Origin of the sequence: Inmirania thermothiophila (assembly GCF_003751635.1) — a bacterium.
Classification (GTDB): Bacteria; Pseudomonadota; Gammaproteobacteria; order DSM-100275; family DSM-100275; genus Inmirania; species Inmirania thermothiophila.
In genome coordinates, this window is sequence record NZ_RJVI01000002.1 from 961,242 (window position 1) to 972,736 (window position 11,495).

Below are 11,495 nucleotides of genomic sequence, written 5' to 3' on the forward strand. Positions count from 1 at the left end.
TCAGGCGGCGGCGCCGCCGAGGAGGAGGTCCAGCAGCAGCGCGATGCGCGGGCGCAGCGCGCGGCGGTCCACGATCATGTCGATGGCGCCGTGCTCGAGGAGGAACTCGCTGCGCTGGAAGCCCTCCGGCAGGGTCTCGCGCACGGTCTGCTGGATCACGCGCGGCCCGGCGAAGCCGATCAGCGCCCCCGGCTCGGCGATGAGGAGGTCGCCGAGCATGGCGAGGCTCGCCGAGACGCCGCCGGTGGTGGGGTCGGTGAGGACGCAGATGTAGGGCAGCCCGGCGCGGTGCATCCGCTCGAGGGCGGCGCTGGTCTTGGCCATCTGCATGAGGGAGAAGAGGGCCTCCTGCATGCGCGCGCCGCCGCTCGCGGTGAAGCAGACCAGGGGGATGCCCTCGTCGAGGCAGCGCTCGACCCCGCGCACGAAGCGCTCGCCCACCACCGAGCCCATGGACCCGCCCATGAAGGCGAACTCGAAGGCCGCCGCCACCAGGGGCCGGCCCTCGAGGGCGCCGCGCAGCACCACCAGCGCATCCCGCTCCCCGGTGCTCTTCTGGGCCTGGGCGATGCGATCCTTGTAGCGCTTGCTGTCGCGGAAGCGCAGGGCATCCACCGGCGCCAGCTCCGCCCCGATCTCCTCGCGCGGCTCGGCGTCGAGGAAGGCGTCGAGGCGGCGGCGGGCGCCGATGCGCATGTGGTGGCCGCACTTGGGGCAGACCTCCAGGTTGCGCTCCAGCTCGGGCCGGTAGAGGATCGCGGCGCACCCCGGGCACTTGGTCCAGAGCCCCTCCGGGACCTTCTTGCTGCGCCGCCCCTCGGTGCGGATCCGCGACGGCACCAGGCGCTCGAACCAGCTCACGGCTCCCCCTCCCCTGCGTCCAGGGCGGCGCGCATCGGCGCCAGCACCTCGGCTGCGGCCGCGGCCGGATCGGCGCCCGCCGCCTGCGCCGCCTCCATGGCCGCCACCACCGCGCTGCCCACCACCACCGCGTCGGCGAGCCGCCCCACCCGCGCCGCCGAGGCGGCGTCGCGGATGCCGAAGCCCACCGCCACCGGCAGATCCACCGCCGCGCGCACCCGCGCCACCCCCTCCGCCACCGCCCCGGGATCGAGGTGGGCGGCGCCGGTCACCCCCTTGAGGGAGACGTAGTAGAGGAACCCGGAGCCCTCGGCGCCGATGCGCGCAAGCCGCGCCGGCGGCGTCGTGGGGGCGGCGAGCAGCACCGGATCGAGCCCGCGGGCGCGCAGCGCGGCGAACAGCCCCTCGCCCTCCTCCGGCGGCAGGTCCACGGTGAGGACGCCGTCGGCGCCCGCCGCCGCGGCGGCCTCGGCGAAGGCCTCGTAGCCCATGCGCTCCACCGGGTTGAGATAGCCCATGAGGACCACCGGGGTCTCGGCATCGGACTCGCGGAAGCGACGGACCAGCTCCAGCACGCCGCGCAGGGTCATGCCGGCGGCGAGGGCGCGCTCGCTGGCGCGCTGGATCACGGGGCCGTCGGCCATGGGGTCGGAGAAGGGCACCCCCAGCTCCACCACGTCGGCCCCCGCCGCCACCAGCGCGTGCAGGGCACGCAGGGTCGTCTCCGCGTCCGGGTCGCCGGCGGTGAGGAAGGGCACCAGCCCCGTCCGCCCCGCCGCGCGCAGCGCCTCGAAGCGGGCCGCGATCCGGCTCATACCTCGATCCCCTCCCGCGCCGCCACGGTGTGGATGTCCTTGTCGCCGCGCCCGGAGAGGTTGACCACCACGACGGCGTCGCGGCCGAGCTCCGGTGCCAGCCGGCGCGCCCAGGCGAGGGCGTGGGCCGACTCCAGCGCCGGCAGGATGCCCTCGGTGCGGGCGAGCTCGTGGAAGGCGGCCAGGGCCTCCTCGTCGGTGACGGCGACGTAGCGGGCCCGCCCCGTGTCCTTGAGCCAGGCGTGCTCCGGACCGACCCCCGGGTAGTCGAGCCCGGCGGAGATGGAGTGGGTGGCGAGGATCTGGCCGTCGTCGTCCTCCATGAGATAGGTGCGGTTGCCGTGCAGCACCCCCGGGGCGCCGGCGCACAGGGGCGCGGCGTGCCGCCCGCTGGCGAGCCCCTCGCCCGCCGCCTCCACCCCCCAGAGGGCGACAGCCTCGTCGGCGAGGAAGGGATGGAAGAGGCCGATGGCGTTGGAGCCCCCGCCGACGCAGGCCACGAGGGCGTCGGGCAGCCGGCCCTCGCGCTCGAGGATCTGGGCCCGCGTCTCGCGCCCGATCACGGCCTGGAAGTCGCGCACCATCGCCGGGTAGGGATGGGGGCCGGCCACCGTGCCGATGACGTAGAAGGTGTCGTCCACGTGGGTGACCCAGTCGCGCAGGGCCTCGTTGAGGGCGTCCTTGAGGGTGCGCGACCCGGCCTCCACCGGCACCACCTCGGCCCCCAGCAGGCGCATGCGGTAGACGTTGATGGCCTGGCGGCGCACGTCCTCGGCGCCCATGTAGACCACGCACGCCATCCCCAGGCGGGCCGCCACCGTGGCCGTGGCCACCCCGTGCTGGCCGGCGCCGGTCTCGGCGATGAGCCTGCGCTTGCCCATGCGGCGGGCGAGCAGCGCCTGGCCGACGCAGTTGTTGATCTTGTGCGCCCCGGTGTGGTTGAGGTCCTCGCGCTTGAGATAGATCCGCGCCCCGCCCAGCGCCCGGCTCCAGCGCTCGGCCAGATAGAGGGGCGTCGGGCGGCCCACGTAGTGGGCGAGGTCGGCATCCAGCTCGGCGAGGAACCCGGGATCCGCCATGAAGCGGCGCCAGGCCGCCTCCAGCGCCTCCAGCGGCTGCATCAGGGTCTCGGCCACGAAGCGCCCGCCGTAGGGGCCGAAGTGCCCGCGGGCGTCCGGCAGCGCCGGGTCAGGCTGCGTCGGCATCGCGCACCTCCCCCAGAAAGGCCTCCATCCGCGCCGGGTCCTTCTCCCCCGGCGCCCGCTCCACGCCGCCGCTGACGTCCACCGCGTAGGGCCGGACCGCGCGCACCGCGGCGCCGACGTTGTCCGGCCGCAGCCCCCCGGCGAGGATCAGCGGCAGCCGCCTGTGCGCCGGCACCAGCGACCAGTCGAAGGTCTCGCCCGTGCCGCCGGGCCTGCCCGGCCGGTCGGTGTCGGCGAGCAGCGCCGCGGCGTCGCCCCAGCGGGCCTCGGCCCGCGCCCAGTCGCCCGCCTCCCGCAGCCGCACCGCCTTGATGTAGGGGCGGCCGAAGCTGCGGCAGAAGGCGGGCGGCTCCTCGCCGTGGAACTGGAGAAGCTCCACCGGCACCGTGGCCAGCACGCCCCGCACCAGCTCGGGATCCGGATCCACGAACAGGGCCACGCGGGCGACGAACGGGGGCACCGCCGCCGCCACCGCCAGCGCCTGCCCCAGGTCCACCGCCCGCGGGCTGGGCCCGTAGAAGACGAGACCGATGGCGTCGGCGCCCGCGGCCGCCGCGGCGACGGCGTCCGCCGGCCGCCTCAGGCCGCAGATCTTGACCCGGGTGCGCGTGGGCATAGGCGGGCAAGGTTAGCAGACGGTGCAGCCGGCCCCAAGGTCGGGCTCGGGGATGCCGAAGTGCGCCGGGTAGCGCACCGCCACCAGGTAGAGCCCCTCGGGCGGCGCGGTGAAGCCGCCGCGGGTGCGGTCGCGGCCCTCCAGCACCTCGCGCGCCCACGAGGGCGGGCGCTTGCCCCGGCCGATGTCGATGAGCACGCCGGCGATGTTGCGCACCATGTGATGGAGGAAGGCGTTGGCCTCGGCCTCCAGGATCACCAGGTCCCCCGCACGGCGCACCGTGAGCTCGCGCAGCTCCCGCACCGGGTGGCGCGCCTGGCAGGCCACGGCACGGAACGCGCTGAAGTCGTGCTCGCCCACCAGGTGGGCGGCAGCCTCCGCCATGCGCGCCGCGTCCAGGGGCCGGTGCACCCAGGCCACGCGGCCGCGGGCGAGGGCCGGGCGGTCCATGCGGTTGAGGATGACGTAGCGGTAGCGGCGCGCGGTGGCCGAGAAGCGGGCGTGGAACGCCTCCGGCACCTCCCGCGCCCAGCGCACGCCCACATCCGGGGGCAGGTTGACGTTGGCCCCCAGGACCCAGCTGCGCGGACTGCGCCGGGCCTCGGTGTCGAAGTGGACCACCTGCGCGGTGGCGTGGACGCCGGCGTCGGTGCGCCCCGCGCAGACCACCCGCACCGGGGCGTCGGCGACCACCGACAGCGCCCGCTCCAGCTCCGCCTGGACCGTGCGCTCGCCGTCCTGCGCCTGCCAGCCGCGGAAGGCGCTGCCGTCGTACTCGACCCCGAGGGCGACCCTCACCGTGCCCGCCGCGGGCACCCGCGGCCCGCGATCCGCGCCCGCCCCACGTCAGGCCCCCGGCAGCCGCCCCAGCAGCTCCTCGGCCTCGCGGCGCTGGGCCTCGTCGCCCTCCTCGAGCACCTCCTCGAGGATCTCGCGCGCGCCCTCCTCGTCGCCCATGTCCAGGTAGGCGCGCGCGAGGTCCAGCTTGGTGGCGACCAGATCCTCCTCCGCCCCCTCGCCGAGCTCGGCGAGATCCACCTCGCCGCTGGCCTCGCCCGGGGCGCCCGCATCCCATTCGACCGAGAAGTCGCCGCCCAGGCTGTCGGCCGGCAGGGGCGCCCCGGCGGCCTCGCCGTCACCGGCGGCCGAAGGCCCTTCGGGCGCCCCCGTCGGCTCCGTGCGGGCGGCATCTGCCCCCGTGGGCGCCTCTCCCACAGGCTCCGCGCCTGCGGCGGCCTCCTCCGGCAACACCTCCTCCACCCGGTCCCCGCCGGCACCGACCTCCTCCGCGGGCGGCTCCGCCCGCCGCGCCTCCTCGGGGGACGCCCCTTCGGCGGGCGCCTCGGACACCCCCGCGGTCTCCCACTCGATGGAGTAGTCGCCGCTCTCGTCAAGGGCGCGCCTCGGCGGGGCCTCCGCCGCCTCCGCCGCCTCCTCCGGGGCCGCCCCCTCCTCCCCGACGCCGAGATCCAGGTCCAGCGGTTCTTCCGCCGCCCCCTCCGGCGGCGTCTGCGCCGCGGCATCGCCCCCCTCGAGGCCTTCCTCGAGCTCGCGGATGCGCTCGGCGCGCGGCCCCACCTCGCTCCAGTCGATGGAGAAGTCCTCCTCCTCGGGCACCGGGCCCGCCTCGGGCGCGACCTCGCCCTCGGGCGCCGCCCCGGGGGCGCCCGCCGACTCGCCGGCATCCCAGGCCACCGAGAAGTCCTCGACGCCGGCCTGCTCGGCCCCCGCGTCCTCCTGCGCCGGCGGCGCCTCCTCGGCGCCCTTGCCGAGCCCGGAGCCGGTGACGTCCCATTCGATGGAGAAGTCGCGACGCCCCTCGTCCTCCTCCGCGGGCGCCGCTTCCCCGGCCTCCCCTTCCGGGGTCCCCAGCTCGGCGTCCAGCGGCGCCTGCCCGCGCACCGTGTCCAGCTCGAGGTCGAAGTATTCCTCCTGATCCTCCCCCCCCGCGCCCGGGATCTCCAGGTCCACGCTGGAGCCCTCGCCCTCCGGGGCCTGCGTCGCCTCGTCCTCGAAGTCGAGCCGGAAGTCGACCGGCGGGGGGCCCTCCGCCGCCGCGGGCGCCTCCCCCGCCTCGGCGAGGTCCGCGGCCCCGTCGCCCGCGAAGGCCGGATTGTCGGGGCAGAGGTCGCGCCCCATAAGGACGAGCTTGCCGTAGTCGCCGCCGCCCCGGGCCTTGAGCGCATCGGCAAGCTCCATCGCCAGCGGCTCGAAGGCCGCGCGGTCGCGGTTGGCGTAGTGGATCTCCGCGAGCTTCAGGCGCAGATCCAGGCGGTCGGGGTAGGACTCGAGCCCCCTGCGGACGATGGCCTCGGCCTGGTCGGCACGCCCGTAGGCGAGATAGACGTCGGCCTCGGCGAGCATCCGCTCCACCTCCTCGGCGCCGGCCGGGGACTCCTCGAGGAGGATGGTGTCCTCGCCCGGCGTCTCGGCCGGCGGCGCAGCTTGCGGCACGTCCATCGCCGCCGCCTCCGCCGGCTCCGGCTCGGGCGCCGGCACCTCCGGGGCGGGCGCGGCCTCGGCCACCGCCGGAGCCGCCTCGGCGGCGGGCCGGCGCCGACGCACGGCGAGCAGCAGCAGGAGGAGAAGCAGCACCAGGGCGCCGCCGGCCGCGGCCATCCGCATCGGATCCCCCAGCAGGGCGTCGCGCACCGCCTCCACGGGGCCCGGCGGCGGCGGGGCCGCCGCCGGGGGCGGTGCCGGCGCCGCGGATGGCGCCGGCCTCGGGGCGGGCACCGGCTCCGGGGTCGGCGCCTGCGCCGACTCCTCCGCTGCGGGTGCGGTCGGCGCCTCCGTCTCGGCACCGGCGCTCCCCGGTGCCGTCCCGGCGCCGCCCGCCTCGCCGGTCGCGGGTGCGCCCGCCGCGGCCTGCTCGGCCTCCGCCGCCTGCCGCGCCTGCAGCTCCGCCAGCGTCTGCGCGCGCAGGCTGATCAGGCGCTGCATCTCGGCGATGCGCTTCTCCAGCTCCGCGAGCCGCTGACGCAGCTCCTCGTTCTCGAGCCGGCGCGCCTCGGCGGCCTCGGTGGCGAGCGCAAGCTCGCGCTGGAGGCGGCGCACCTCGTCATCGGCGGCGGCCTCCGCGGTGCCGCCCACGGCGCCGCCGGGGCGCCCGCCCCCCTCCTCGCCCTCCGGGGCCACCACCTCGAGGCGCGCCGGCGCCGGGGCCTGCGCCACCTCCGGCGGAGGCTCCCGGCGCCCGCCGGCGGCCGTGCGCCAGGCGGCGTTCTGCCGCCGCACCTCGGCCAGCGCCTCGGCGGCGCCCACGGCCTCGATCTCGGCCCGGCTGGGGACGCGCAGCACCACCCCCGCCTTGAGACGGTTGATGTTGCCGCCGAGGAAGGCGTCGGGATTGGCGCGCTGCAGCGCCACCATCATGCGCGCGACGCTCACCGACGGATCCGGGCGCAGGCGCGAGGCGATGGCGTAGAGGGTGTCGCCGCGCCGGGTCGGCCCGTAGGTGTCCGGCGCGGCGGAGGCCTGCGCGAGCGGCGCCGGGGCGCGCGGGGCCGGGGCAGGGACCGCCTCCGGGGCGGCGGGCGGGGCCGCCGCCGGGGCCGCCACCGCCGCGGGGCCGCGCCGCGCCAGCACCGGCGGATCCAGCAGCAGCGTGTACTCGCGCACGAGGCGGCCGCTCGGCCACTCCGCCACCAGCAGCAGGCTCACGAAGGGCTCGCGCACCGGGTCACGGGTGGTCACCTCGATCCAGGCGCGGTCCCCCTCGCGGCGGACCTCGAAGCGCAGATTTCCGAGCAGGGCCGAGCGCTCGATGCCGGCACGACGGAACTCCTCCGGCGTGGCCAGGCCGACGCGCAGCGCCTCGATGTCCTCGGCCGGGCCCACCCGCAGCGCGATGCGCGCCCGCAGCGGCTCGTTGAGGGCCGAGCGCAGCTCGACCCCTCCCAGGCCGAGGGCCCGGACACCGCCCGGCAGGGCGGCGACCAGGAAGCCGAGGACCAGGGCGTAGAGGCCTCTTCGCATGATCCCTCCCTCTCCCAGCGCGGGCCGCGGCCCGCGGGCCTGCTTCCCCCCGAAGCGGATCGGCGCGCGGCCGGCTTTCTTGAACCGATGCCGTCGCGCCGCGGGCTTGCAGCCGCCTCCCCAGGGCGTACTTGAAGTCCCTGGGGCAACTATAGCCTCAGCGCCCGCCCCCCACCAACGGCAGCACCGCCCCCACCGCCACCTCGGCCAGGAGCCGCAGATCGTCCACCGCCACCCACAGGGCAAGCCCGCCGGTGCCGTCGGCGCGCACCCGCCCCACGTGGACCGCGCCTGTGCCCAGGGCCTCGGTGGCCGGCGCCGCCGCCGATCCGCCCGCCGCCAGCCCGGGGGCGGCCGCGAGCAGCGCCTGCGCGCGCTGCGGCGCGAGCGGCCGCGCCGGGCGCAGGTGCACCGCGGCGGCATGGCCGAAGAAGACCGGGACCTCGGTGCGGGTGAGGGCGAGCGGCGGCGGCGCGATGCCGAGCAGCCGCCCCAGCGCCGCCGCGAGCGCCGCCTCGGCCCGCGCCGCCCCCTGCGCATCCCCCAGGGGCAGGACGTTGAAGGCGATCCGGCCGGGAAAGACCACCGGCTCCACCGGACGGCCGTTGAGGAGCAGCGCGCTCTGGCGCGCCAGCTCCTCGACCCCCTCGCGGCCGCGGCCCGAGGCCGCCTCGTAGGTGACGACGTGGAGCGCCTCGAGGCCGGCCTCGTCCGCGAGCGGGCGAAGCGCCAGCGCCAGCGCCAGGGGCAGGGCGTCGGGGACCGTCGCCACCGCGCCCGGCGCCGCCGCGCCCCCCGGCATGAGCACGATCCCGTCGTCCTCGCCGCCGAGGCGGACGACGGCGCAGCCGGCGCCGGCGCAGCGGGCCGCCCACGCCGCCGCCTCCCGCGGCGGCAGGGCCACCAGGACCACCGCCGCCGCACCCGGGTCGAAGGCGGCGAGCGCCCCCACCGGCAGCTCCGCGGCGCCGAACGGCACGGTGTCCCCGGCCGCCTCCGCCCCGTCCCAGGCGCCGACCCGCGCCGCCTCCACCCCCGCCTCGGCGAGGCGCTCGAGGACGACGCGGCCGAGGCTGCCGGCCGCGCCGAGGACGGCGAGGGCGGGCGCGCTCACCGCTCCAGGAGGATCCCCAGCATGCGCCGGAGCGGCTCGGCGGCGCCCCACAGGAGCTGGTCGCCGACGGTGAAGGCGCCGAGATACTGCGGCCCCATGGCGAGCTTGCGCAGGCGCCCGACGGGGATGTCGAGGGTGCCGGTGACCGCCGCCGGGGTGAGCTCGCGCACGGTGCGCTCGCGCTCGTTGGGCACCACCCGCACCCACGCGTTGGCCTCGGCGATGATGGCCTCGAGCTCGTCGAGCGGCACGTCGCGGGTGAGCTTGATGGTGAGCGCCTGGCTGTGGCAGCGCATGGCGCCGATCCGCACGCAGATGCCGTCCACCGGGATCGGGTTGTCCTCGCGCCCGAGGATCTTGTTGGTCTCCACCGCCCCCTTCCACTCCTCGCGGCTGCGCCCGTCCGGCATGGGGACGTCGATCCAGGGGATGAGGCTGCCCGCCAGCGGCACCCCGAAGTGGGCGGTGGGAAAGTCCGCCGCCCGCAGGGCCTCGGTCACCGCGCGGTCGATCTCGAGGATGCCGCGCGCGGGGTCGTCGAGGGCATCGCCGGCGGCCTCGCGCAGCCGCCCCATCTGCGCCAGCAGCTCGCGCATGTTCTGGGCGCCTGCACCCGAGGCCGCCTGGTAGGTCATGGAGGAGACCCATTCCACGAGCCCGGCGCGGAACAGCCCCCCGACGGCCATGAGCATGAGGCTCACCGTGCAGTTGCCGCCGATGAAGTCGCGCACCCCGCGCACCAGGGCGTCGCGGATCGCATCGCCGTTGACGGGGTCGAGGACGATGACGCTGGTGGGCTCCATGCGCAGGGCGGAGGCGGCGTCGATCCAGTAGCCGTCCCAGCCCGCCGCGCGCAGCCGCGGGTGGATCTCCCGCGTGTAGTCCCCCCCCTGGCAGGAGACGATGGCGTCCATGGCCGCAAGGGCCTCGAGGTCGCGCGCATCCGCAAGCGGCGGCACCTCGCGCCCGATGTCCGGCCCCGGCTGCCCGGCCTGGGAGGTGGAGAAGAAGACGGGCTCCGGGATGCGCCCGAAGTCCCCCTCCGCGCGCATCCGCTCCATGAGCACCGAGCCCACCATGCCCCGCCAGCCGACGAACCCGATCCGTCTCATGACACCCCCTCGGTCCCGCACCGGAACCCCGTCACGCCTGCGCCAGGAGCGCCGCCGCCACGGCGTCGCCCATCTCCTTCGTGCCCACCCGGCGCGTGCCCTCGCCGCCGTCGATGTCGGGCGTGCGCAGCCCCGCGGCGAGGACCTCCCGCACCGCCGCCTCGACACGCCCGGCGAGCTCCCCCTCGCCGAGGCTGTGGCGCAGCATCATGGCCACCGAGAGGATGGTGGCCAGGGGGTTGGCCACCCCCCTGCCGGCGATGTCGGGGGCCGAGCCGTGGATGGGCTCGTACATCCCCTTGCCCGCGGCGTCGAGGCTCGCCGAGGGCAGCATGCCGATGGAGCCGGTGAGCATCGCCGCGCAGTCGGAAAGGATGTCGCCGAAGAGGTTGCCGGTGACCATGACGTCGAACTGCCGCGGCGCGCGCACGAGCTGCATGGCGGCGTTGTCCACGTACATGTGGGCGAGCTCCACGTCGGGATAGTCGGCGGCCACGCGCGTGACCACCTCGCGCCACAGCGCGCTCACCTCCAGCACATTGGCCTTGTCCACGGAGCAGACCCGGCGCCCGCGCCGCCGCGCGGCCTCGAAGGCGACGCGCGCGATGCGCTCGATCTCGGGCTCGCTGTAGACCATGGTGTTGACGCCCTCGCGCACCCCGTCGGGGCGGGTGCGGATGCCGCGGGGCTCGCCGAAGTAGATGCCGCCGGTGAGCTCGCGCACGATGAGCATGTCGAGCCCCGCGACCACCTCGGCGCGCAGGGTCGAGGCCGCGGCGAGCTCCGGGTAGAGCACCGCCGGGCGCAGGTTGGCGAAGAGCCCGAGGCCGCCGCGCAGCCCCAGCAGCCCCTTCTCCGGGCGCCGCTCGCTGGGGAGGTCGTCCCACTTCGGCCCGCCCACCGCGCCGAGCAGCACGGCGTCGGCCTCGCGGGCGAGGCGCAGGGTCGCCTCGGGCAGCGGCGTGCCGGTGGCGTCGATGGCGGCGCCCCCCACCAGGCCCTCCTCCAGCTCCACCGCGAGCCCGAAGCCGCGCCGCAGCGCCTCCAGCACCTTGCGCGCCTCGGCCACGATCTCGGGGCCGATGCCGTCGCCAGCCAGCACCAGGACCTTGTGCGTCATCGTCCGTCCCCCTCCCGTGCTCACGGCGCTTCGAACAGCCACGGCGCCTCGACCCGGCGCCGCGCCTCGTAGGCGCGGATCTCGTCGGCGTGCTGCAGCGTCAGCCCGATCTCGTCGAGCCCCTCCAGCAGGCAGTGGCGGCGGTGCACATCCACCGTGAACGGGATCTCCTCGCCCGCGGGGGTGACCACCCGCTCGCGCACCAGGTCCACCGTCAGGCGGTAGCCCTCGGTGGCCTCCACCTCGCGGAAGAGCCGGTCCACCGTCTCCTCCGGCAGCACCACCGGGAGGAGCCCGTTCTTGAAGCAGTTGTTGTAGAAGATGTCGGCGAAGCTCGGCGCGATGATGGCGCGGAAGCCGTAGTCCACCAGGGCCCAGGGGGCGTGCTCGCGGGAGGAGCCGCAGCCGAAGTTGCGCCGCGCAAGCAGGATCGTCGCCCCCTGGTAGCGCGGCTGGTTGAGGACGAAGTCGGGGTTGCGCGGCCGCTTCGTGCAGTCCATGCCGGGCTCGCCGCGGTCCAGGTAGCGCCACTCGTCGAAGAGGTAGGGCCCGAAGCCCGTGCGCTGGATGGACTTCAGGAACTGCTTGGGGATGATGGCGTCGGTGTCGACGTTGGCCCGGTCGAGCGGGGCCACGATCCCCTCGTGGACGGTGAACTTCTCCATCGTCGGGCT

Annotated in this window: 10 protein-coding genes; all 10 read right to left on the reverse strand. The window is 76.5% G+C overall.

Annotated elements, in window-relative coordinates; genetic code table 11:
- Positions 1 to 861: an acetyl-CoA carboxylase, carboxyltransferase subunit beta gene (gene accD / locus EDC57_RS10160; RefSeq protein ID WP_123401731.1), complete on the reverse strand. Its 861-nt coding sequence runs from the start codon at positions 859 to 861 to the stop codon at positions 1 to 3.
- On the reverse strand, positions 858 to 1,676 hold the full coding sequence (trpA, locus tag EDC57_RS10165; protein WP_123401732.1) for a tryptophan synthase subunit alpha: 819 nt from the start codon (positions 1,674 to 1,676) through the stop codon (positions 858 to 860). The genes accD and trpA overlap by 4 nt, the downstream gene beginning before the upstream one ends.
- The gene (gene trpB / locus EDC57_RS10170) at positions 1,673 to 2,881 is read right to left on the reverse strand and encodes a tryptophan synthase subunit beta (protein ID WP_123401733.1); all 1,209 of its coding nucleotides are present in this window, start codon (positions 2,879 to 2,881) and stop codon (positions 1,673 to 1,675) included. Before trpB ends, trpA begins: the two co-directional genes overlap by 4 nt.
- On the reverse strand, positions 2,865 to 3,497 hold the full coding sequence (locus EDC57_RS10175) for a phosphoribosylanthranilate isomerase (protein ID WP_123401734.1): 633 nt from the start codon (positions 3,495 to 3,497) through the stop codon (positions 2,865 to 2,867). Before EDC57_RS10175 ends, trpB begins: the two co-directional genes overlap by 17 nt.
- A gap of 12 nt (positions 3,498 to 3,509) precedes the next feature.
- Complete coding sequence (gene truA, locus EDC57_RS10180) at positions 3,510 to 4,295, reverse strand: tRNA pseudouridine(38-40) synthase TruA (protein ID WP_123401890.1); 786 nt, start codon at positions 4,293 to 4,295, stop codon at positions 3,510 to 3,512.
- Between the two features lie 48 nt (positions 4,296 to 4,343).
- On the reverse strand, positions 4,344 to 7,475 hold the full coding sequence (locus tag EDC57_RS10185; RefSeq protein WP_123401735.1) for a motility hub landmark protein FimV: 3,132 nt from the start codon (positions 7,473 to 7,475) through the stop codon (positions 4,344 to 4,346).
- 157 nt (positions 7,476 to 7,632) lie between these two features.
- On the reverse strand, positions 7,633 to 8,589 hold the full coding sequence (locus EDC57_RS10190) for an Asd/ArgC dimerization domain-containing protein (RefSeq protein ID WP_170165107.1): 957 nt from the start codon (positions 8,587 to 8,589) through the stop codon (positions 7,633 to 7,635).
- Complete coding sequence (gene asd / locus EDC57_RS10195; RefSeq protein WP_123401737.1) at positions 8,586 to 9,701, reverse strand: aspartate-semialdehyde dehydrogenase; 1,116 nt, start codon at positions 9,699 to 9,701, stop codon at positions 8,586 to 8,588. The genes EDC57_RS10190 and asd overlap by 4 nt, the downstream gene beginning before the upstream one ends.
- A 31-nt stretch (positions 9,702 to 9,732) precedes the next feature.
- Entirely contained in the window at positions 9,733 to 10,821 is a 1,089-nt protein-coding gene (gene leuB / locus EDC57_RS10200) for a 3-isopropylmalate dehydrogenase (RefSeq protein ID WP_123401738.1), read from the reverse strand.
- A gap of 20 nt (positions 10,822 to 10,841) precedes the next feature.
- A complete protein-coding gene (gene leuD / locus EDC57_RS10205; protein ID WP_123401739.1) occupies positions 10,842 to 11,486 on the reverse strand; it encodes a 3-isopropylmalate dehydratase small subunit in 645 nt (214 codons plus the stop codon).
- Between the last annotated feature and the right edge of the window lie 9 nt (positions 11,487 to 11,495).

What these genes read in the sequence shown, in the direction of transcription:
- EDC57_RS10185 (WP_123401735.1), bottom strand. Translation starts at nt 7,475, where the DNA reads ATGCGAAGAGGCCTCTACGCCCTGGTCCTCGGCTTCCTGGTCGCCGCC.
- asd (WP_123401737.1), bottom strand. Translation starts at nt 9,701, where the DNA reads ATGAGACGGATCGGGTTCGTCGGCTGGCGGGGCATGGTGGGCTCGGTG.
- trpB (WP_123401733.1), bottom strand. Translation starts at nt 2,881, where the DNA reads ATGCCGACGCAGCCTGACCCGGCGCTGCCGGACGCCCGCGGGCACTTC.
- trpA (WP_123401732.1), bottom strand. Translation starts at nt 1,676, where the DNA reads ATGAGCCGGATCGCGGCCCGCTTCGAGGCGCTGCGCGCGGCGGGGCGG.
- leuD (WP_123401739.1), bottom strand. Translation starts at nt 11,486, where the DNA reads ATGGAGAAGTTCACCGTCCACGAGGGGATCGTGGCCCCGCTCGACCGG.
- leuB (WP_123401738.1), bottom strand. Translation starts at nt 10,821, where the DNA reads ATGACGCACAAGGTCCTGGTGCTGGCTGGCGACGGCATCGGCCCCGAG.
- EDC57_RS10175 (WP_123401734.1), bottom strand. Translation starts at nt 3,497, where the DNA reads ATGCCCACGCGCACCCGGGTCAAGATCTGCGGCCTGAGGCGGCCGGCG.